We start from the raw sequence: 20,615 nt of genomic DNA on the forward strand, positions 1-20,615 counted from the left end.
GTGCCGGGGCGACCGCGGGGACGGGCATTGCCGCCAGGCCGGCGAACCCGGCGAAGCCGCCGACGGCGCCGAAGGGAGCGGCCGCGAGCAGGAGCGCGGGCGCCAACAGCTCCGGCATGCTGGTGAAGATCTCCAGGATGTGCGTCGGCCAGTCGAACAATGCCAGCTGGACCAGGTACTGGAAGGCCAGCGCGGGATTGTGCATCAGGTAGTAGCCGAACTGCTCGAAATCCTCCAGCAGTTCCAGGGCGCGCACCACCCAGAAAATGGGGTCCCCGGCGTTGGTGTAGGCGTCATAGTCCAGCCCGTTCACCGTGCCCTTGGCAGGGTCCCAGTCGATCCCGAAGTTTTTCAGGATCTGCGCGATGAAGTCGTTGAGCGGATTGTCGATCTTCGGATCGTGAAACGGGCTCGCTGAATCATCGCTCGTGGCATCGGATTTCACGATGGGTGGCGCCGGATCGGGTTGCGGTGTCGATGCGACGGCCGCGGTGGACACCGCTTGATAGGTGGACATGGTGGTGGCCGCCTGGGTCCACATTCGCGCATAGTCGGCCTCGTTGACGGCGATGGGAATCGTGTTGACGCCGAAAAAGTTCGTCGCCAGCAGGACTCCGTGCACGGCGTGGTTGGTGGCGAGCTCCGGCAGTGTGGGCATGGCGGTCAAGGCCGCGGTGTAGGCCGCAGCGGCCACCTCGTGCTGGCTGGCGGCCGTGGCGCTGTCGGCGCTCGATTTCGTCAACCAGGCCAGGAACGGCGCGTGCGCCACCGCGTAGGACTCGCTCGTGGGCCCCTGCCACGCCCCGGCTTGGACTCCCGCCAGCAGCGTGCTCAATTCCTCCGCGGCAGAAGCATATTCGGCGCTCAGTTGCGACCACGCACCGGCCGCGGCCAGCAAGGGCCCGGGTCCGGGGCCGCTGCTGAGCAGCGCGGAATGCAGTTCGGGCGGCGAGGCCATCCAAATTGGCGCGGTCATAGGCACTCCTCAGGCTGGAAGGGTTACCAGACTGAGGAGACTAATGAATATGATTGTCGTTTTCAACTAGCGGGAGGCCGCGCGCCTTCCGCATCTACACGAGCGGGCGGCCCTTTTTGATCCTGCGGTCCAGGTCCCAAAGCATCAGGTTGAACGGGAACTGCCGGATGATTCGCGGCAGCTTGCGGTTCACCGCGCCTACCACCGCCATCAGCCGGTCGAAGCGACGCTGCATGGTGGCGTCCCAGGGCAACCGCATCTCGTCCCGAAACCGTTGCGGCAGAAAGCCGGTGGTGATCAGCAGGTTGAAGTTCTCCATCGGTTCCCGCAGCCGGCGCGGTAGGCGGACACCGCGCACTCGGGAGACGGCGATCGGGTGCAGGAATTCGCGCACGGTGTCGTCGATGTGTACCTTTGCCAGCGACTCCTGCCAGTACCGATCGAAGGCTGCCCGATCCGCCGGCCACATCTCCGGGGGCACCTGCAACGTGGTGCCCAGCGTCATCGCCTCGCGGTACATGCGGTCGGCGTCCTCGTCGTCCATCTCGCCGACAAAGGTGCGGTAGATGTCGATCCCGCCCTTGTAGATGCAGGCGGCCACCCACAATTGCAGCTCAGGATCGAACGCGTTGTACTCCACCGGGTCGCCAGGCCTGGAGTAGACCTCCGCATGCGACCGGTTGACGGCGCGGCGATAGGCGGCCTTCTGCTCATCGGTCCCGCCATTGGCGACCGCGATATAGGTGAACGTGGTGCGGGCCCGCTTGATCGGATGGCGGTCAATGCGGCCGCTCTCGACGCGACTTTCCGCGACGCCATGGCCGACGCCGGGGCGCGACAGCTCCATGATCACGTTGGCCGGGCCGGCAAGCAGCGCCACACCCATCAGCCCATAGTCCTTCGCCACTCGGCGGGGCCGTCGAGCCGGGTACGGCCGGGGCGAGTCCGCCATCGGGCGCTCGACGTGCGGGATGAGCGGGTGAATCGTCTCTCGAATTGCCATCCAAAAGCCTCCCCGGCACTGGCCGCGCTAAATCTGATAACGTCCGTTTCCTGATATTGCCGCGAGCTGCCGCCGGTGTCAAGATGGAGCACATGGCCGAGGCCCCACGCGAGCGTCCGTATCGGGGCGTCGAGGCCGACAAGCGGGCGGCCGATCGCCGCGCCCGGTTACTGAACGCCGGCCTGGACGTACTGGGAACCGAGCAACAAGGCACCTCCGCCTTGACGGTTCGCGCCGTGTGCCGCCGAGCCGGGCTGACGCCGCGCTACTTCTACGAAGGCTTTGGCGACAAGGATGAATTCGTCGGCGCGGTCTTCGACTGGGTGGTCGCCGGTCTGGCCGCCACCACACAGGCCGCCGTCGCGGCGGCACCGGCGGCCGAACAGGCCCGCGCCTGCATGGCCAACATCGTGCGCACCATCACCGAAGACCCACGCGTGGGGCGGCTGGTGTTCAGCACGCAGCTGGCCGATCCGGTGATCGTGCGCAAACGCGTCGAGTCCAGCGCGCTGTTCGCCATGCTGTCCGGTCAGCACGTCGGCCAGGCGCTAAAGGTTCCGGCGAACGAACGCATCAAGGCCGCCGCGCATTTCGTGGTCGGCGGCGTCGGACAAACCATCAGCGCCTGGCTGGCCGGTGACGTCCAACTCGAACCGGATCAGCTCGTCGATCAGTTGGCGGCGCTGCTCGACGAGCTCGCCGAACCAAACCTGTACCGCCTCATGGAAACACGCGCGGACGCCTAGCGCCACCGCAACTTCACCCTCGGCTGAGCTCGGGCGCAACATTCAAGGGAACAGCGGCAGATTCCAGAGCCGCATGCCGGGATGCAGCAGCCACAACCGCATCATGGTGAGCCGCATGATGCGCACCGCGCTGGTGATCATGAAGACCGCCAGCGGCACCTCGATCAGCAGCGCCGTGATCAGGGACAGCCAGATGTCTTTGGGTCCGGCGGTCATCAGGTCGAACCACGCGTCGCAGATCAGCAGGACCCCGGTGGTGAAGGCGGCGAGCACCAGCAGCTGACGACGCAAGTACCCGAGCGCCGCCGTCGTCAGCATGAACCCGACTAGCAGCACGTCGAAACCGATCCAGGTGATGGGCCAGTTGTGCGCGACGTAGTTCTCGGGCAGCGTCACCGACAGATAGCCCAGCCACGGGACCATCGCCATGGAGCCACCGATCATCAGGCTCAACCGGATGCGCCGCACTCGCGCCAGAAATTCCGGGTCGATCACGTCACCGAGCGGCTGCTCCAGCCTGGTGATCAGATCCCGGCGTTGCTGGGGCGTGAGCGCCGCGATCTGCGCGTCGGTCAGAATGCCGTCGGTCATGAAACCATCCTCCGGCTCGGCCCGGTCGGATCAGTGAGCCGCACCCACCGGGGGTCGGCGGTCGGCCGCGGTCTTGGGCACCGCCTGGGCGTCGTCGATCGCGAATTCCTTTACCCAGCAGGCGAATTCGAGGGTAATGCCGTCGGGGTCCTGGAAATAGAACGAGCGCACGTAGACGCCGGGATGCACGGTCGCGGACACCTGCATGGGGCTTTCGTCGTGATTGAGCACGGGCCCGACCCGCACCCCTTTGTCCTTGAGGAGTTGGCGGTAGGCGTCGAACTTCTCGGGCGGCACGTGGAAGGCCAGATGATTCATGGTGCTGACGGCGCTGGTGATGTCGCCGATGCCCGGAATGGCACCCGGCGACGAGATCCCCGGCACCCGATCGGCGGCGTCGGCGAACCAGAAGAAGGCGACGCAGTCCCCGTTGCCGGCGTCGAAGAAGAAATGCTGACCCGCGCCGCCGGGTAGATCCAGCGATTTGATCAGCGGCATGCCGAGGACATTGCTATAGAAGTCCACGGTTTTCGCCATGTCCGAACACACCAGGGCGACATGGTTGATCCCGCCGAGTTCGAATTCGGTGTTGGTGTTGTGCGGCTTGATCATCTGGTGGCTCCCCTCGGTCCCCGGCTTGACGATCCTGGCCAAGATCCAAATCTGAATCTAACATCAGTTTCAGTTTTAGCCCAGGGAGGTGCGCAGGTGTCGACCGCGGCGACCCCGGCCGGCCGGGACGGCCAGCCCACCATGCTTCCCACCGTTCGGGGCCGGCGCACGCAGGCCGCCATCGATATGGCCGCCCGAACCGTCATCGCGCGCAAGGGCGTCCTGGCCACGACCATCGCCGACATCGCCGCCGAAGCCGGACGGTCGGCGGCGTCGTTCTACAACTACTACGACTCCAAAGAGGCGATGGTGCGTCAGTGGGCGCTGCGCTTCCGCGACGAGGCCAACGAGCGCGCGCTCTCGGTGACGGGACATGGTTTGTCCGATCGGGAGCGCGCGCACGCCGCCGCTTCCGCACACTGGCACACCTACCGCCATCGGCTCGCCGAGGTGATCAGCGTGTCGCAGCTGGCGATGATCAACGACGACTTCGCCCGATACTGGGCCGAGATCTGCGAAATACCAACTTCTTTCATAGCCGAATCGGTCCGACGCGCCCAGGCCCAGGGCTATTGCCCCGACGACGATCCGCGGCTGCTCGCCGAGGCCATCGTGGCGATGTTCAACCAGTTCTGCTACATCCAGCTCGGTGGGGGCCGTGCGGGGGAACCCGACGACCAGGCCTGCATCCAAACCCTGGCCAACATCTACTACCGAGCGATCTATGCGTAAGGAGAACCGCTGAATTGACTCGCCGTACCGGTGCCGGAGTGATCCGCGAATTCGTCGGGCTGCCGTCGCCCACCGCGGGACGGGCGGGAGCGGGCGGACACCCGTGCCAGGGTTTGTATCACCGGGGGGTGGGGCGCAAACCCAAAGTGGCGATGATCGCCACGCACTACCAGATCGACTTCTCCGAGCACTATCTCGCCGACTACATGGCCACTCGCGGCGTCGGGTTTCTGGGCTGGAACACCAGGTTTCGCGGCTTCGAAAGCAGCTTCCTGCTCGACCACGCACTGGTCGACATCGGCGTCGGCGTGCGCTGGCTGCGTGAGGTCCAGGGCGTGGATACCGTTGTGCTGTTGGGCAATTCGGGTGGCGGCTCGCTGATGGCCGCGTACCAGTCGCAGGCCGCCGAACCGAACGTCACCCCCCTGGACGGAATGCGTCCCGCGGCCGGGCTGACCGAATTGCCCCCCGCCGACGGCTACGTGGCCACCGCCGCCCATCCCGGGCGCCCCGAGGTGCTCACCGCCTGGATGGACGCCGCGGTCGTCGACGAGAACGACCCCGTCGCCACCGACACCGACCTCGACCTGTTCAACGAGCGCAACGGCCCACCCTACTCACCGGAGTTTCTCGTCCGCTACCGCAGCGCGCAGACCGCGCGCAATCACGCGATCACCGACTGGGCCGAAAACGAGCTCAAACGTGTTCGCGCGGCGGGGTTTTCCGATCGCCCATTTTCCGTGATGCGAACCTGGGCCGATCCCCGCATGGTCGACGGCGGCATCGAGCCCACCAAACGGCAGCCCAACATGTGCTACGCGGGCGTCCCGGCGAAGGCGAACCGCTCGGCGCACGGAATCGCCGCGGCCTGCACGCTGCGCAACTGGCTGAGCATGTGGAGCCTGCGGGTGGCGCAGACCCGCGCCGAACCGCACCTGGCCCGAATCGCCTGTCCCGCACTGGTGATCAACGCCGATGCCGATACCGGGGTGTTTCCCTCGGACGCTCAACGCATTTTCGACGCACTCGCCAGCACCGACAAAACGCAGGCATCGGTGGACACCGATCACTACTTCACCACCCCGGGAGCACGCAGCGAGCAGGCCGACATCATCACGCAATGGATCGGCGAGCGATGGCGCTGACACTGCTCGCCCGTGTGGTCGGGGCGCCTGCGCGATGGACGGCCCGGCCCATCTCGTCAACCAACCGACTGGTTGTTAGCTTGAAAGGTACGTGGCCGACGCGGCCTCCTGCAGCAACGGAAGGCGACCAATGCCGATCGCGATAAATCCCGAGCATCAAGACCTGGCCGATTCCGTGCGATCGCTGGTGACGCGCGTCGCGCCGTCGGAGATGCTGCACGCGGCCATGGAGACGCCCCTCGAGAACCCCCCGCCGTACTGGCAGGCCGCGGCCGACCAGGGGCTGCAGGGCGTTCATCTCGCCGAATCCGTCGGCGGGCAGGGCTTCGGCATCCTCGAGTTGGCCATCGTGCTGGCCGAATTCGGTTACGGGGCGGTGCCGGGTCCGTTCGTGCCGTCGGCGATCGCCAGTGCACTGATCTCCGCGCACGATCCGGACGCGAAAGTGCTCTCCGGGCTGGCGTCGGGCGCCGAAATCGCCTCCTACGGCCTGAATTGCTGTGCGCTGACCGCCACCCGGCACGGCAACTCGCTGGTGATCCGTGGCGAAGTCCGGGCGGTCCCTGCCGCGGCGCAGGCCTCGCTGCTGGTGCTGCCCGTTGCGATCGACAGCGGCGAGGCATGGGTCGTGCTGCGGGCCGACCAGCTCGAGATCGAACCGGTGAAAAGCCTGGACCCGCTGCGCCCCATCGCCGATGTGCAGGCCAACGCCGTCGAGGTCGGCGAGGACGTCGTGCTGACCAACCTGAGCATGGCGACGGCGCACGCGCTGATGACCACGCTGCTGTCCGCCGAAGCCATCGGCGTGGCCCGCTGGGCCACCGACACGGCCTCTCACTACGCCAAGATTCGCGAACAGTTCGGCCGCCCGATCGGTCAGTTCCAGGCCATCAAGCACAAATGCGCCGAGATGATCGCCGACACCGAGCGGGCCACCGCGGCCGTCTGGGACGCCGCGCGCGCTATCGACGAGGCCCGCGAAAACCGTTGGGACACAGCGGGTTCGCACGTCGACTTCGCCGCCGCGGTGGCGGCGACGCTGGCGCCGGCGGCGGCCCAACGATGCGCCCAGGACTGCATTCAGGTGCACGGCGGGATCGGCTTCACCTGGGAGCACGACGCAGGCGTCTACTACCGCCGGGCGCTGATGCTGGCCGCCTCCTTCGGCCGCAGTTCGGACTACCCACAGAAAGTCGTCGACACCGCGACCACCACCGGCATGCGTGCGGTGGACATCGACCTCGACCCTGACACCGAGAAATTGCGGGCCGAGATCCGGGACGAAGTCGCCGCGCTCAAGGAGATCGAGCGTGAGCAGCGCAAGGTCGCCCTCGCCGAGGGCGGCTGGGTGCTGCCCTACCTCCCGAAGCCATGGGGCCGGGCCGCCAGTCCGGTGGAGCAGATCATCATCGCCCAGGAGTTCTCCTCCGGGCGGGTCAAGCGGCCGCAGGTCGGCATCGCCGCATGGATCATTCCGTCGATCGTCGCGTTCGGGACCGAGGAGCAACAGCAACGGTTCCTGCCGCCGACCTTCCGCGGCGAGATGATCTGGTGTCAACTGTTTTCCGAACCCGGCGCCGGATCGGACCTGGCCGGGCTTTCCACCAAAGCCACCCGGACCGACGGCGGCTGGCGCATCACCGGCCAGAAAATCTGGACCACCGCAGCGCAGTTCTCGCAGTGGGGCGCGCTGCTGGCCAGGACGGACCCCAGCGCCCCGAAACACAATGGCATCACCTACTTCCTGCTGGACATGCGCAGCGAAGGCGTGACGGTCACGCCGCTACGCGAGCTCACCGGCAACGCGATGTTCAACACCGTCTACATCGACGACGTGTTCGTGCCGGACGACTGCGTGCTCGGTGAGGTCAACCGGGGTTGGGAGGTGAGCCGTAACACGCTGACCGCGGAGCGGGTGTCGATCGGCAACAGCGACGCCAACTTCCTGGCGACCCTGCCCCAGTTCGTCGAGTTCGTTCGCGACGGCCACTTCGACCAGATCGCCCAGCATCGGGCGGGCCAATTGATCGCCGAGGGGCATGCGGCCAAGGTGCTCAACCTGCGTTCGACGCTGTTGACGCTGGCCGGCGGGGACGCCATGCCGTCGGCGGCGATCTCCAAACTGCTGTCCATGCGCACGGGCCAGGGTTACGCCGAGTTCGCGGTCTCGTCGTTCGGCACCGATGCCGCGATCGGCGACACCGACCAGTTACCGGGCAAGTGGGGCGAATACCTGTTGGCCAGCCGCGCCACCACCATTTACGGCGGTACCTCCGAGGTGCAGCTGAACATCATCGCCGAACGGCTGCTGGGTCTGCCCCGCGACCCATAACGGGTCGCAAAGGTCCCGAACAGGGCCATGCCGACCTGACTAGGTCAGGCCGGCATGGTTCCCCGGACGCGGTCGGCCATCCCGAGGGTTGGCGTGTCGGCGACGGCCGTTACCGCGCGGAGATGGTGGTTACCACCACCAGTTCCACCAGTGCTGGGGGCCCCAGTAGCCACCGCCACGGCTCCAGTTGCCGTGCCCCCCATTGCCATTTCCCCGACCATCATGGCTACCCCATCCGCGACCGCCGGGGCGATCGGGGATGAAGCCCGGTCCGCTGTGCGGCCCAGCACTGGCGAAGCTCGTGGTGGGTGCGGGCGCAGGGGCAGCCTGAGCCATGGGAGCGCCGCCGAAAAGCAGTGCGCCGACCACAGCTCCGGCACCTATGGCGCCTGCGCCCGCGCCGCGTAATGATCGCCGGGAGATCATCGAAGCCATTCCTTCCAACCACTTGCATCGCTAACAAAAACGGTAGATGCACATTCCTGGGCAAACAAGGGTAATTTGCTTTTTTCTTGCTGTGAATTGGATAACATTCTCGTCGACATGCCGATTATTTGGCTCCATTTCTTGTGCCGCATTTATGCAATTCATGCATTCACAAAATACTGAGATTTTGCTCAGGTCATCCTATTAACGCAGTTCAAATGGCATCTACTGACATACTGGCGAGCGGACTGCGCGTTTACTGATATCAGGTTTTCCGCATCGGCGGATACCTGAACCCACAGCCTTTTTCGAGAAATAGTGCGCCGCGCCGTTGAGTACGCCGACTTAACCATTTCCGACCAGACAGCTACTTTCATGATTTGCGCCACGACCTGCGGCGCTGAGGCGCCGCCGCCCTCCGCAACTGCGTCCCCGGCCGTGCGGCACCCAGACGGGGGACGCGGGCGGCCCGGCGGCGGGACTTACGCTGGCGGCGGTGACAGAATCAGTATTGACACAATGGCACCGAGCGCTGATTTACTGATTGGCACTCACGGAGGAAGACACCGAAGTGAACTTCAACAGCAGCCAGAACGGACCCAGCGTCGGAGCCTTTCGCGCGCCCAAGTCGGCCAACGGGCCCTCCGGAGACGCCGCCCCCACCGAGCGGCTCAGCCTCGGGCACGGCGGCCCGCGGATCGCGAGTCCGCCGCCGGCCGCCCAGCAGGGACGCACCCAACGAACGCGTCGAACCGTCGACCTGCCGGCACCCACCCATCGTGCTCTCGACATCTGGCAGCGTGAAGCCGCCGACCGGCTGGGAGTCGCCCGGGTGACCGGGCAAGAGGTGCTCACCGCGCTGATCGACCAACTACTGGTCGACCCCAAACTGACGGCGCAGATCACCCGCGCCATCAAAGACCGCCGCTGACCCCGCGAACCACGCCGGGCCCGCCAGCCAGGCCGGGCCCGCCAGCCAGAATGAATTAATCGACGTCCATTTCGCGCAACTCGCGCTTGAGGATCTTGCCCGTCGGGTTGCGCGGCAGTTCGTCGAGGAAGATCACTTCGCGCGGCACCTTGTACTTGGCCAACTGGTCCTTCACGTGCTTCTTGAGGGTGTCCTCGTCGACATCGGAGCCGTCCTTCTTGACCACGAAGGCGCGCAGGCGGTGACCCCACTCCTTGTCTTCAACACCGAGGGCGGTGGCCTCCACCACCTCGGGATGCCCGCTGAGGCAATCCTCGACTTCGGCTGGGAACACGTTCTCGCCCCCGGACACGATCATCTCGTCGTCGCGGCCGCTGATGAAGAGCAGGTCGTTTTCGTCGAAGTAACCCACGTCGCCCGAGGACAACAGCCCATCGATGATCTGCTTCTTGCCGCCGCCGGTGTAGCCCTCAAACGGGAAGGCGTTGCCGACGAAGATCCGGCCGACCTCGCCCTGAGGCAGCTCCTTGCCGTTGTCGTCGTAGATCTTGATCTTGACACCTTTGACAACCGGTCCGGCCGTGGACGGGTTGTACTTCAAGTGCTTGGGCTCGGCGATGGTGGCGAATGCGATCTCGGTCGAGCCGTACATGTTGTAGATGACGTCCCCGAGCTCCTTGAGACCCCGTTCGGCCACATCGGCATTCAACGCGGAGCCGGAGACGAACACAATTCGCAGGCAAGACAGATCGGGCTTCTCATCCATCTTCTCCAGGGCTTCCAGCATCCGGGACAACATCACCGGGACGACGACGATTGCGGTCGTCTTGTACTTCGCGATGTCCGTCAACACCACGTCGGGCTTGAACTTTCGGTGCAGCACCAGCGTCGAGCCCAGGAACGCTCCTATGGTGGCGTGCAGGAAGCCCAGCGCATGGAACATCGGCGCGGGAAGCGCCGTCACCTCGCCGGCCTTGAACGGGACATGCGACAGGATGCCGCCGATCGGTGCGAGAGTCGGCGGCGTACTGCGGTTCGCACCCTTCGGGGTGCCGGTGGTGCCGCTGGTCAGGATGATGATCGACGAATGCTTATCCGCCTTGGGCGCGGGCTTGCCGCTGCTGCCTTCGATCAGGTCGGCAAGTGTCTCGTCTTTGCTGCCCGACTTCTTATCGGAGTCGGGGTTGGTGCCCAGCGCGCGCAGCTTGCCCAGTGGCGGGTCGGCCTTGCTGACGTCCTCGCAGTATTCGTCGTCGTAGATGATCAGTTTGGCGTCCTCGCGCTCAGACACCTCCTTGATCTGTGGCCCGGAGAACGAACTGTTCAACAGGATGATGCGCGCACCGACCCGGGCGCACCCGAACTCGGCGATCGCAAACCAGCGACTGTTGCGGGCCAGGATCGCGACGCCATCCCCACCCTTGACGCCCTTGTCCAGCAGGCCATGGGCAACCGCGTTGGCGGCGTCGTCGAGCTCCTTCCAGGTCAACTCGCCGTCATCGTCGATGATGGCTACCTTGTCCGGGCTGCGCCGGGCGTGCATGGCGGGAAGCATCCCGATCTCGCCCCATTTGCGGATGTCGCCCACCATCGCGGCAAGGTTCTGGGGAGGCTCCAGCGGAAAGCCTCCGGCTTCGAGAATTTTGCGGACATAGTGCAGCTCCGCTAAACCACGCTCCGCATATTGCTGAACCTTGGAAACCGCCTGCCCAGGCAGGCCGATCAGATTAGGCATGGATCCCACCCTATGTGACGTCCGTCGCATTATGAGGGGTAAGTACCCACCGACTTACGATGATGAACATGGGTCCGGTTTCGCTACAGGTGGCCGGGCGCGAGGTCACCATCACCCATCCGGACAAGGTCATGTTCGAAGCGCACCGCGGCTCGGGTCCGTACACCAAGCTCGACCTGGTCCGCTATTACCTGTCCGTCGCCGACGGGGCCCTGCGCGGCGTTGCGGATCGACCGATGATCCTCAAGCGCTTCGTCAAGGGCATCGCCGAGGAAGCCGTCTTCCAGAAACGGGCGCCGGTCAACCGGCCGGACTGGGTCGACGTTGCCGAATTGCGTTACGCCCGAGGCACTTCCGCCGCCGAGGCGGTGATCCACGATGCGGCGGGACTGGCCTGGGCGGTCAACCTGGGGTGCGTCGACCTGAACCCCCACCCGGTACTCGCCGACGACCTGGATCACCCCGACGAACTGCGGGTGGACTTGGATCCGATGCCCGGGGTGCCTTGGCGGCGCATCGTCGACGTCGCGCTGGTGGCCCGGGAGGTGCTGGAGGATTACGGCCTGACGGCGTGGCCGAAAACATCGGGATCGCGCGGCTTCCACATCTACGCCCGCATCGCCCCGCGCTGGGAGTTCCGCCAGGTGCGGCGGGCCGCGCAGACCATCGCCCGCGAAGTCGAGCGTCGCCTGCCCGAGGCGGCGACCAGCCGCTGGTGGAAGGAAGAACGCGAAGGGGTGTTCGTCGACTTCAATCAAAACGCGAAGGACCGCACGGTCGCGTCGGCGTACTCGGTGCGGGCGACTCCCGATGCCCGTGTCTCGACCCCGCTGCGGTGGGACGAGGTCCCCAGCTGCGACCCCGCGGCATTCACCATCGACACCGTGCCCGATCGGTTTGCCGAACTGGGCGACCCGTGGGCGGCAATGAACGACGCCGTCGGCGAGCTCGACCGGCTGCTGGTGCTGGCCGAGGAGATGGGACCGCCCGAACGCGCTCCGAAAGGGTCGGGCAAGCGCACCGACGGCAGGCGGCAATCTTCAATGCCGCTGATCGAGATCGCGCGCACGAAGACCAAGGACGAGGCGCTGGCGGCGCTGGACGTCTGGCGCGGCCGCTATCCCGCGGTGGCCCGCCGACTGGAGCCGGTCGATGTCCTGGTCGACGGGATGCGCGGGCCCAGTTCGATCTGGTACCGAATCCGAATCAACCTGCAGCACGTTCCCGAAGACGAACGGCCACCCCAGGAAGGGCTGATCGCCGACTACAACCCTTGGGACGGATACGGCGGGAAGCAGAAGCCGTCGAGCTGACGCTTGGTCCTCGCCTAGATCCCCACCCGTGTAACCGCGTTGTGTTTGCGCAGGTAGCAATACCACGTGACGCCGAGCAGGCCGAGGAAGAACACGATGTAGAACCGCAGCGCCGGTTCGATGCTGCCGAATTGCGACTTCGACCACGAGTACGCCAGCGGAACCACGAACCCGCCGAAGGCACCCACCGCCGAGATGACGCCCAGCGCCCCGGCAGCCTGGCGGCGCATGCCCACCATGGTGTCGGGCTCGCCGCCGGCCAGCTCGCCCTTGATTTTGTAGATCCGCGAGATCATCCGGTAGGTCGAGCCGTTACCGATACCCGTCGCCACGAACAAAAACATGAAGCTGGCGAAAAAGGCCGGCAGGTTGACCGCCCGCACCGACCACAGCGCGGCCGCCGCCCCGATCGCGAGCATGACGAAGCTGGCGGCGGTGATGCGGGCGCCGCCGATCCGGTCGGCCAGCTTGCCGCCCAGCGGCCGGATCACCGATCCGATACCCGCACCTAGGAAGGCCCACGCCACGGCGATGTCACCGCGCCCGAAAACCGTCTTGAGCAGGGTCGGGAAGGCCGCCGAGTAGCCGATGAACGACCCGAAGGTGCCGATGTAGAGCAGCGACATGATCCAGGTGTCGGGGTGCCGCAGCGACTCCAGCACCGGCCGCACGTCGGCTCCCCCGGTTTTGGAGGCCTCGGTGAGGTTGTTCATGAACAGGAACGCGCAGACGGCGGCCACCACAGCCAGCGGCACGTAGAACAACCCGGCGCGCGACAGCGCCACCCCACCACCGGCGATGACGATGGGAGGAATGATCTTCTGCACCACCGCCACACCGATGTTGCCGCCCGCCGCGTTCAGGCCTAGCGCCCAGCCCTTGTCTTTCTCCGGGTAGAAGAACGAGATGTTGGCCATCGACGAGGCGAAGTTGCCGCCGCCGAAACCGGCGGTCGCGGCGATCGCCACCAGGGCGCCGAACGGTAGTCCGGGATGGCTCACCGCCCAGGCCAGCAGCAGGCACGGGATCAACAGCAGCGCCGCCGAGATCGTCGTCCAGTTGCGGCCGCCGAACAGCGGAACCGCGAAGGTGTAAGGCAATCTCAGGAACGCGCCGACGCCGCTGGGGACGGCGACCAGGAAAAGAGCCTGGCTCGCGGTCAAGGCCCAGCCGGACGCGGCGGGGTGCCCGGAACCGCCGATCGCGGTCATGTGGACGACCACGATGCTCCACAACATCCACACGCTGAACCCGACGTGCTCGGCGAAGATCGAGAAGATCAGGTTCCGGCGAGCGATCGGCTTGCCGGTCGTCTCCCAGAATTCGGGATCTTCGGGCCGCCAGTCATCGATCCAGTGCCGTCCCGCATGACGCTCGCGCGTAGGCGCGGGCTGCGTTACGGGGCTGATGGTCGTGGTCATCTGGTGGGACTCCTGAGTTGAATGGGGCGCGGGCAGTGACGACTCGACGCTAAAGACGCACTGTTACCGGTCGGGGTGTGCACAGTTACGTGGGCGATACGCAGAGATCGCAACGGCCCGTCCCCGTTTGTCAGAACTCTGCAACGCAACTGTCGAGACGCAGGGAAGATTGACGAGTGCTGAAAGGACCACCCGCGGAGTCCCCAGCGATCTCGACCACGACACTATGACTGTGCCGGAGGCGGCCTGCTGAGCACCTCAATGTTGCCGAGGCCCGGATAGGAACTGCGTTCATGAGCGATGTCGATGCCCCGCGCGCGGGCGAAGGGTCGGGTCTAGAACCCCCCGTCTCACCCCGCGTGCGCAGGGCATTCAGCATGCTGGAGCGCACGGCCCCTCGACTGGGTGCCCGCTGGGCGATCGAACTGTGGTGCACACCGCCCGAGACGACGTCGGCACGCATGCCGCCCGGCGTGGGCGCGAGTCAACCGGTGGAAGCGTCATGGTCCGGTCACAAACTCGTCGGCGAAGCCTGGGGCCAGGGACCGCCGGTGTACCTGATCCACGGCTGGGGCGGATGCCGTGCACACCTCGGAGTCTTCGTCAAACCCCTGGTGGCGGCCGGCCATCACGTGATTGCCTTCGACCTCCCCAGCCACCAGGAATCCGACCCCGGCGGATTGGCGCCCGGCCGCACGACGATCGGCGAATGTGCCCAAGCGGTGAAAGCCATGGTGGACGCTTACGGGCCTGCGCACGCGATCATTGCGCACTCGCTGGGCGCCAAGGCCACCGCATTGGCGCTGTCCTGGGGCGCACCCGCCGAGCGGCTGGTCTTCCTGGCACCGATGGGCGGGTTTGCGTACTACCTCGACTGGTTCGCGCAGCGGCACGGCTTCGGCCCGCGCATCCGCGACGCTCTGCACCGGCGACTCGACCGCCGACTGGGATTCCCGTTGCTGCATTCCGACCTGACACATCTGGCGTCGCGCATCGACGATCCGCCTCCACTGCTGATCCTGCACGACCCCGACGACCCTGACAGCCCCTTTGCGATGAGCCAGGACTTGGCGTCAACGTGGCCGGGGGCAAGCCTGACCGCCACGCACGGCCTTGGGCGCCTCGCGCACTACCGGATCCTGCGCAACCCCAAGGCCGTGCGCGCGGCAGTCGAATTCGCCACTAAGGCGGCGGCCACCGCAGCGCCGCGACCCGATGAAACCGTTCAAGCGCAGCTAGACCGGTAACACGAGCTCCAGAGGTGTTGTCACCCGCTTGCGACTGCTCACTTCCGCGACGCCGCTACCCCACGGCGAGCGGCCGATGCGCGACAATCGGCGCATGCAGGTGACTGAGGCTCCCCTGGGCCTACGGGAGCGCAAAAAGATCAAAACCCGCCGCGCCATCAGGCGCGAGGCGTTTCGCCTCATCGAGCAGAACGGGTACGCCGCTACCACGGTGGAACAGATCGCCGAGGCGGCCGACGTGTCGCCGAGCACCTTCTTCCGCTACTTCCCGTCCAAGGAGTCGCTGCTACTGGCCGACGACCTGGACCCGCTGATCCTCGACGCGCTGAAGGCCCAGCCACCCAACCTGTCTCCGGCGCAGGCCTTCCGCCGGGCCTACGAAGCCGTCATCGCGCAGCTGCCCGACGACCAGTTGGAGTTCGAGAGCACCCGGCAGCGTCTGATGTTCTCCATACCCGAACTCAAGGCGGCGATGTATGACGAGTACTACCGCACCGTGACCGTCGCCGCCGAGGCGATCGCGCACCGGATCGGCCGTGCCGCAGACGATTTCGAAGTCCGAGTGTTCGCGGGGGCGTTGACGGGTGCTATGATGGCCGCATTCGACGGCGCGCCGAAGACCGCCGACACGATCTATCGCGCCCTGGATTTCATGGACGCCGGCATGCCGCTGGGCTGAAGGGTCTCAACCGCGCGGCGATGCATCTGTGCGGGAGGAACGCGATACTCTCACACGATGCGACAGGGATGGAATCGACGGGGATTCTTGCAGCTCGCAGGGGCTGCCGGGGTTGCCGCGATCGGCGGCGTAACCGCGTTCTCCTCGGGATGCTCGTCACGCCAACAGGCTCCGGGAGCCACCCCCGGTTCGGTGACGGTCACGCACCTGTTTGGTCAGACCGTCATCAAAGAACCCCCTAAGCGGGTCGTCAGCGCCGGCTACACCGAGCAGGACGACCTGCTCGCGGTCGGCGTGGTGCCGATCGCGGTGACCAACTGGTTCGGTGACCAGCCCTTCGCGGTCTGGCCGTGGGCCGCGCCCAAACTCGGCGGGGCGCAACCGACGGTGTTGAACCTGGACAACGGCATTCCCGTCGATCAGATCGCCGGTATGAAACCGGATCTGATCGTGGCCGTGAACGCCGGCCTGGACGCCGACACATATCAAAAACTGTCCGCGATCGCCCCGACCGTCGCGCAATCGGACGGCGACGCCTTCTTCGAACCGTGGAAAGAACAGGCCGCCACCATCGGCCAGGCGGTCTTCCAGGCCGACCAGATGAAGTCGTTGATCGACGGCGTCGACCAGAAGTTCACCGACATCGGCAAGAAGAATCAACAATGGACCGGCAAGAAGGCGCTGCTGATGCACGGCGCGCTGGAGCAGGGCACCGTCGCCGCCACCATGGCGGGCTGGCGGACGGATTTCCTCAATCAGCTGGGGCTGGTCATCTCCGACACCATCAAGCCGTTCGGCACCGGTCAGCGGGCCGTGATTCCGCGCGATCACATCAAGTCGGTGCTCGAGTCCGCCGACGTGGTGATCTGGACAACCCAGAGCGCCGACGATCAGAAGGCGATCCTGGCCGACCCCGAAGTCGCCGGCTCGCTCACCACGGCGCAGAACCGCCACATCTTCACCACCAAGGACCAGGCCGGCGCGATCGCGTTCGCATCGCCGCTGAGTTACCCCGTCATCGCCGACCAACTGCCCCCGCTGCTGACCAAGATTCTGGGCTAGCCGCCCGGGCTCGGCGCGGCTGTTTGAGCGTTTGCTAAGGCAGCTCTGGCAGTGCTTGAAAAATCCGTCGCTACCCCTCGCACAAGCCGCGATCCCGGAGTTACCGTCGAGTAATGAGCGTGACGGATCTTAGCGGCAACCTCGCCCACAACCTGCCGACGGAGCTGGTCGGCAACACCGTTGTGGACTACGGCGACCGCGCGTTGATGGTGCAATGCGGTAGTACCGCCGAGGTTTTGGCTTGGGCGGACGCGCTGCGCGGCGCGGCGATACCGGGCGTGGTCGACGTCGTCCCGGCGGCCCGCACGGTGCTGGTGAAGCTGGACGGGCCGCGCTACCAAGGCGTCATCCGTCAGCGGCTGCGCAAGATGCGCGTGGCCGCCGCCCCGGACGCCCGCTCGGAGCGCCGCGCCGACGTGGTCATCGAGGTCGTCTACGACGGTCCCGACCTCGCCGAGGTCGCCGCCCACACCGGTTTGAGCATCGCGGCGGTGATCGACGCCCACACCGCCACGCCGTGGCGGGTCGGATTCAGCGGATTCGCACCAGGTTTCGCCTATCTGGTCGACGGCGACCCGCGGCTGCGGGTGCCGCGCCGCCCGGAGCCGAGGACCTCGGTGCCGGCCGGCTCCGTGGGCCTGGCCGGTGAATTCAGCGCCGTGTATCCGCGCCAGTCCCCCGGTGGCTGGCAACTCATCGGCCGCACCGACGCCGCGCTGTGGGATCTGCGGCGCCCGAACCCTGCGTTGTTGACGCAGGGCATGTGGGTTCAGTTCCAGGCAGTCTAGTCGTCGCGAGCGCGGCGCGGCCGCGCGAAGCGGGTCGCGACCATAGCTAAGGAGATAGCCGTGCCAATCCTGGAGATCCTCCGTACCGGTCCGCTCGCCGTCGTCCAAGACCTCGGCCGACCGGGACTGGCCCACATGGGGGTGAGCCGGTCCGGGGCCGCCGATCGGCGCGCGCACCGGCTGGCCAACCGGCTGGTGGCCAACCCCGACGACCGCGCGACGGTGGAGGTGACGTTCGGCGGTTTCGCGGCCAGGGTGTCCGGCGGCGACGTCGACATCGCGGTGACGGGTGCGGACGCCGACCCCACCGTCAACGGAATCAAGTTCGGCACCAACAGCATTCATCATGTGCGTCACGGCGAGGTGATCTCGCTGGGTACCCCCGGCGCCGGGCTGCGCAGCTACCTGGCGGTCCGCGGCGGCATCAGCGTGGAGCCGGTGCTGGGCTCGCGCAGCTATGACGTGATGTCGGCGATCGGCCCGTCGCCGCTGCGGGCCGGCGACCGGCTGCCGATCGGCGAGCACACCGACGCCTATCCGGAACTGGACCAGGCTCCGGTGGCGGCCATCAGCACACATGCCGTCGAGCTGTTGGTGGTGCCGGGGCCGCGCGACGAATGGTTCATCGACCCCGACGCGCTGGTGCACACCGATTGGGTCGCATCCGATCGCAGCGACCGGGTGGGGATGCGGCTGACCGGCCGGCCCCTGCAGCACTGCTACCCGGACCGGCAGCTGCCCAGCGAGGGAGCCACGCGTGGCGCAATCCAGGTGCCGCCCAACGGTTTACCGGTGATCCTGGGTCCCGATCATCCGGTAACCGGCGGCTACCCCGTGATCGGCGTGGTGGTCGACGAGGACGTCGACAAGGTCGCCCAGGTGCGGCCCGGCCAAACGGTGCGACTGCACTGGGCGCGACCCAGGGCTTTGGTGGGAGCCCAATCCGGTGCCGCGAGTTGGCCTTTCTCCTAACGCAATTCGTGCGGGCATCCTCGGCATCGGAACGGCACTGTATTCCACCTCACACGGGGCAGTGCCTATGCGTGAAATCACTTGCTGGCGGTGCCGATTCAGGCTGGATGGACCGCACGCTCGCGCGCTGACCGCCCTCAGCGATCTACCAGATAACTGGTAAGCAACTAACAGCCGATAACGGCCCGCTCCGGTTGACCCGTTCGCGTCCAAATGTGAGCATCGGACCATACGGCAGGGCATGCCCCGCGATTCCGGGCGCCCAAGCGTCGAAAGCCGGCCCCCGACAGCTCTCCCGATACCGGGCGAGCGCGGTGACCCTGCTGCGTCGGCCGGATGCGGTGATACGTGGGACCTGACGAGAGGGATCTGTATGCACGCCAACCGGTTTGGACTCCTTGGCACACAGTCGATTTCTACGATGGGCGGGCGAGCGTGAACGTCATGAAAGGTGGCGAAGATCGGCGGCGCCGCAACCGGCGCATCGCGGACTGGAATCCGGAAGACACGGCGGCCTGGGAGGCCGGCAACCAGAAGGTCGCCCGGCGCAACCTGCTGTGCACCATTGCCGGTGACCACGTGGCGTTTTCGATCTGGACCCTGTGGCCCGTGATGGCGCTGTTCATGCCGGGCTCCGTCTACGGCTTCTCCGCCGGCGACAAGCTGTTGCTGGGCGCGGTCGCGACCCTGGTCGGTGGTTGCGCCCGGATCCCCTACACGTTGGGCATCGCCGCCTTCGGTGGCCGCAACTGGACGACGTTCTCGGCCTTCGTGTTGCTGATCCCGACCGCCGGCACGATTGTGTTGCTAGCCAATCCCGGTCTGCCCCTGTGGCCGTTCGTGCTGTGCGCGGCCATGACCGGGCTGGGCGGCGGCAATTACGCGGCCTCGCTGGCCAACGTCAACGCCTTTTACCCGCAGCGGCTCAAGGGCGGCGCGCTGGCCGTCAACGCCGGCGTCGCCAACGTAGGGGTTTCGGTGATCCAGCTGGTCGGCCTGCTGGTGCTCGCCACCGCCGGGCACGAGGCGCCGTACTGGGTGTGCGCGGTGTACCTGGTGTTGCTGACCGTCGTCGGCATCGCGGCCGCGCTGTCCATGGACAATATCCACCACGGCACCCGGCTGAGCACCATGCGCTCGATCCTGTTCGAGCGCGACACCCATGTGATCTCGCTGCTCTACATCGCCACCTTCGGCTCCTGGATCGGCTTCTCCTTCGCCTTCGGGCAGGTGATGCAGGTCAACTTCGCGCAAAGCGGGGAAAGCCCGAAACATGCGGCGCTGCACGCCGCGCAGGTGGCCTTCATCGGTCCTCTGCTGGGTTCGCTGGCGCGCATCTACGGTGGCCGGCTGTCCGACCGCCTCGGCGGCAGCCGCGTCACCCTCGGCGTGCTGGCCGGCATGACCTTGGGCGCCGGGCTTCTGGTCACCGTCAGCACCCTGGACGATCACCACGCCGAGGCGCACTCCGCCAGCATGATCGGCTACCTCACCGGCTTCATGGTGCTGTTCATCCTGTCCGGCATGGGCAACGGCTCGGTCTTCAAGCTGATTCCCTCGGTCTATGAGGCGCGCAGTCGGTCGCTGGACACGAGCGAGGACGAGCGACGTCATTGGGCCCGCGCCATGTCGGGATCGCTGATCGGCATCTGTTCGGCCGTCGGGGCGTTCGGCGGCGTGGGAATCAACCTGGCGCTGCGCCAGTCCTATCTGAGCACCGGCACGGAAACGTCTGCCTACTGGGTGTTTCTGACCTCGTACATCGTGGCGGCGATCATGACCTGGACAGTCTACGTGCGCCGGCCCGCGTCGGCCCCGGGCTTGTCCGGGTCGGCGCCGCAAACCGAGGCCGCCCGCGTGTGAGCGGACTCGCAACGCGGGCAATGCCGCAGCAATTGACCGGT

18 protein-coding genes are annotated in these 20,615 nt (G+C 66.4%); 12 read left to right on the forward strand and 6 right to left on the reverse strand.

Annotated features, from left to right (window positions below; translation table 11 throughout):
• On the reverse strand, nucleotides 1-976 hold a 976-nt coding region (locus A5753_RS04580; protein ID WP_156655943.1), incomplete at its 3' end, for a PPE family protein.
• A 94-nt stretch (nucleotides 977-1,070) separates the two neighbouring features.
• A complete protein-coding gene (locus A5753_RS04585) occupies nucleotides 1,071-1,979 on the reverse strand; it encodes an oxygenase MpaB family protein (RefSeq protein WP_067123888.1) in 909 nt (302 codons plus the stop codon).
• A gap of 92 nt (nucleotides 1,980-2,071) precedes the next feature.
• Here A5753_RS04585 and A5753_RS04590 point away from each other — a divergent pair, with 92 nt between their 5' ends.
• Nucleotides 2,072-2,725 carry a TetR/AcrR family transcriptional regulator gene (locus A5753_RS04590; RefSeq protein ID WP_369829291.1) on the forward strand — a complete coding sequence of 218 codons (654 nt, stop codon included), beginning with the start codon at nucleotides 2,072-2,074 and terminating at the stop codon, nucleotides 2,723-2,725.
• A gap of 42 nt (nucleotides 2,726-2,767) precedes the next feature.
• On the opposite strand, the gene A5753_RS04595 is transcribed toward A5753_RS04590, so the two are convergent.
• A complete protein-coding gene (locus tag A5753_RS04595; protein ID WP_067123892.1) occupies nucleotides 2,768-3,316 on the reverse strand; it encodes a hypothetical protein in 549 nt (182 codons plus the stop codon).
• 30 nt (nucleotides 3,317-3,346) lie between these two features.
• On the reverse strand, nucleotides 3,347-3,928 hold the full coding sequence (locus tag A5753_RS04600) for a VOC family protein (protein WP_067123894.1): 582 nt from the start codon (nucleotides 3,926-3,928) through the stop codon (nucleotides 3,347-3,349).
• Between the two features lie 141 nt (nucleotides 3,929-4,069).
• Here A5753_RS04600 and A5753_RS04605 point away from each other — a divergent pair, with 141 nt between their 5' ends.
• From A5753_RS04605 to A5753_RS04620, 4 genes are all read left to right on the forward strand, one after another.
• Complete coding sequence (locus tag A5753_RS04605; protein ID WP_197694585.1) at nucleotides 4,070-4,660, forward strand: TetR/AcrR family transcriptional regulator; 591 nt, start codon at nucleotides 4,070-4,072, stop codon at nucleotides 4,658-4,660.
• A gap of 14 nt (nucleotides 4,661-4,674) precedes the next feature.
• On the forward strand, nucleotides 4,675-5,805 hold the full coding sequence (locus A5753_RS04610) for an alpha/beta hydrolase (protein ID WP_067123897.1): 1,131 nt from the start codon (nucleotides 4,675-4,677) through the stop codon (nucleotides 5,803-5,805).
• A 130-nt stretch (nucleotides 5,806-5,935) separates the two neighbouring features.
• Nucleotides 5,936-8,137, forward strand: coding sequence for an acyl-CoA dehydrogenase (locus tag A5753_RS04615; protein WP_067123899.1), 2,202 nt, complete (start codon nucleotides 5,936-5,938; stop codon nucleotides 8,135-8,137).
• 997 nt (nucleotides 8,138-9,134) lie between these two features.
• Nucleotides 9,135-9,494 (forward strand): ATPase, encoded by a 360-nt coding sequence (locus A5753_RS04620; RefSeq protein WP_067124124.1) that lies wholly within the window; start codon nucleotides 9,135-9,137, stop codon nucleotides 9,492-9,494.
• 55 nt (nucleotides 9,495-9,549) lie between these two features.
• Here A5753_RS04620 and fadD2 read toward each other — a convergent pair whose 3' ends face one another.
• A complete protein-coding gene (fadD2, locus tag A5753_RS04625; RefSeq protein ID WP_067123901.1) occupies nucleotides 9,550-11,229 on the reverse strand; it encodes a long-chain-fatty-acid--CoA ligase FadD2 in 1,680 nt (559 codons plus the stop codon).
• A 59-nt stretch (nucleotides 11,230-11,288) separates the two neighbouring features.
• On the opposite strand from fadD2, the gene A5753_RS04630 reads away from it, so the two are divergent.
• Nucleotides 11,289-12,542 (forward strand): DNA polymerase domain-containing protein, encoded by a 1,254-nt coding sequence (locus A5753_RS04630; RefSeq protein WP_067123902.1) that lies wholly within the window; start codon nucleotides 11,289-11,291, stop codon nucleotides 12,540-12,542.
• 14 nt (nucleotides 12,543-12,556) lie between these two features.
• Here A5753_RS04630 and A5753_RS04635 read toward each other — a convergent pair whose 3' ends face one another.
• Nucleotides 12,557-13,963, reverse strand: coding sequence for a NarK family nitrate/nitrite MFS transporter (locus A5753_RS04635; RefSeq protein ID WP_067123903.1), 1,407 nt, complete (start codon nucleotides 13,961-13,963; stop codon nucleotides 12,557-12,559).
• Nucleotides 13,964-14,256: 293 nt separating this feature from the next.
• Between A5753_RS04635 and A5753_RS04640 the strand changes: the two genes are divergently transcribed.
• The 6 genes from A5753_RS04640 (at nucleotide 14,257) to A5753_RS04665 (ending at nucleotide 20,574) form a co-directional block, all read left to right on the forward strand.
• Nucleotides 14,257-15,210, forward strand: coding sequence for an alpha/beta fold hydrolase (locus A5753_RS04640; RefSeq protein WP_067123905.1), 954 nt, complete (start codon nucleotides 14,257-14,259; stop codon nucleotides 15,208-15,210).
• 94 nt (nucleotides 15,211-15,304) lie between these two features.
• Complete coding sequence (locus tag A5753_RS04645) at nucleotides 15,305-15,889, forward strand: TetR family transcriptional regulator (RefSeq protein ID WP_067124126.1); 585 nt, start codon at nucleotides 15,305-15,307, stop codon at nucleotides 15,887-15,889.
• Nucleotides 15,890-15,946: 57 nt separating this feature from the next.
• A complete protein-coding gene (locus tag A5753_RS04650) occupies nucleotides 15,947-16,951 on the forward strand; it encodes an ABC transporter substrate-binding protein (protein WP_067123907.1) in 1,005 nt (334 codons plus the stop codon).
• A gap of 113 nt (nucleotides 16,952-17,064) precedes the next feature.
• Complete coding sequence (locus A5753_RS04655; protein ID WP_067123909.1) at nucleotides 17,065-17,739, forward strand: allophanate hydrolase subunit 1; 675 nt, start codon at nucleotides 17,065-17,067, stop codon at nucleotides 17,737-17,739.
• 60 nt (nucleotides 17,740-17,799) lie between these two features.
• Nucleotides 17,800-18,711: a 5-oxoprolinase/urea amidolyase family protein gene (locus A5753_RS04660; protein ID WP_067123911.1), complete on the forward strand. Its 912-nt coding sequence runs from the start codon at nucleotides 17,800-17,802 to the stop codon at nucleotides 18,709-18,711.
• 444 nt (nucleotides 18,712-19,155) lie between these two features.
• Nucleotides 19,156-20,574 (forward strand): NarK/NasA family nitrate transporter, encoded by a 1,419-nt coding sequence (locus A5753_RS04665; protein ID WP_067123913.1) that lies wholly within the window; start codon nucleotides 19,156-19,158, stop codon nucleotides 20,572-20,574.
• Nucleotides 20,575-20,615: the final 41 nt, after the last annotated feature.

The sequence above is a fragment of the Mycobacterium sp. 852002-51971_SCH5477799-a genome (genome assembly GCF_001667145.1).
In the GTDB taxonomy this organism is placed as follows: Bacteria; Actinomycetota; Actinomycetes; order Mycobacteriales; family Mycobacteriaceae; genus Mycobacterium.

Coding starts and splice junctions, on each gene's coding strand:
- A5753_RS04640 (WP_067123905.1), top strand. CDS start 14,257: ATGAGCGATGTCGATGCCCCGCGCGCGGGCGAAGGGTCGGGTCTAGAA.
- A5753_RS04665 (WP_067123913.1), top strand. CDS start 19,156: ATGAAAGGTGGCGAAGATCGGCGGCGCCGCAACCGGCGCATCGCGGAC.
- A5753_RS04585 (WP_067123888.1), bottom strand. CDS start 1,979: ATGGCAATTCGAGAGACGATTCACCCGCTCATCCCGCACGTCGAGCGC.
- A5753_RS04600 (WP_067123894.1), bottom strand. CDS start 3,928: ATGATCAAGCCGCACAACACCAACACCGAATTCGAACTCGGCGGGATC.
- A5753_RS04630 (WP_067123902.1), top strand. CDS start 11,289: ATGATGAACATGGGTCCGGTTTCGCTACAGGTGGCCGGGCGCGAGGTC.
- A5753_RS04635 (WP_067123903.1), bottom strand. CDS start 13,963: ATGACCACGACCATCAGCCCCGTAACGCAGCCCGCGCCTACGCGCGAG.
- A5753_RS04645 (WP_067124126.1), top strand. CDS start 15,305: ATGCAGGTGACTGAGGCTCCCCTGGGCCTACGGGAGCGCAAAAAGATC.
- A5753_RS04650 (WP_067123907.1), top strand. CDS start 15,947: ATGCGACAGGGATGGAATCGACGGGGATTCTTGCAGCTCGCAGGGGCT.
- A5753_RS04605 (WP_197694585.1), top strand. CDS start 4,070: ATGCTTCCCACCGTTCGGGGCCGGCGCACGCAGGCCGCCATCGATATG.
- A5753_RS04595 (WP_067123892.1), bottom strand. CDS start 3,316: ATGACCGACGGCATTCTGACCGACGCGCAGATCGCGGCGCTCACGCCC.
- fadD2 (WP_067123901.1), bottom strand. CDS start 11,229: ATGCCTAATCTGATCGGCCTGCCTGGGCAGGCGGTTTCCAAGGTTCAG.
- A5753_RS04615 (WP_067123899.1), top strand. CDS start 5,936: ATGCCGATCGCGATAAATCCCGAGCATCAAGACCTGGCCGATTCCGTG.
- A5753_RS04655 (WP_067123909.1), top strand. CDS start 17,065: ATGAGCGTGACGGATCTTAGCGGCAACCTCGCCCACAACCTGCCGACG.
- A5753_RS04590 (WP_369829291.1), top strand. CDS start 2,072: ATGGCCGAGGCCCCACGCGAGCGTCCGTATCGGGGCGTCGAGGCCGAC.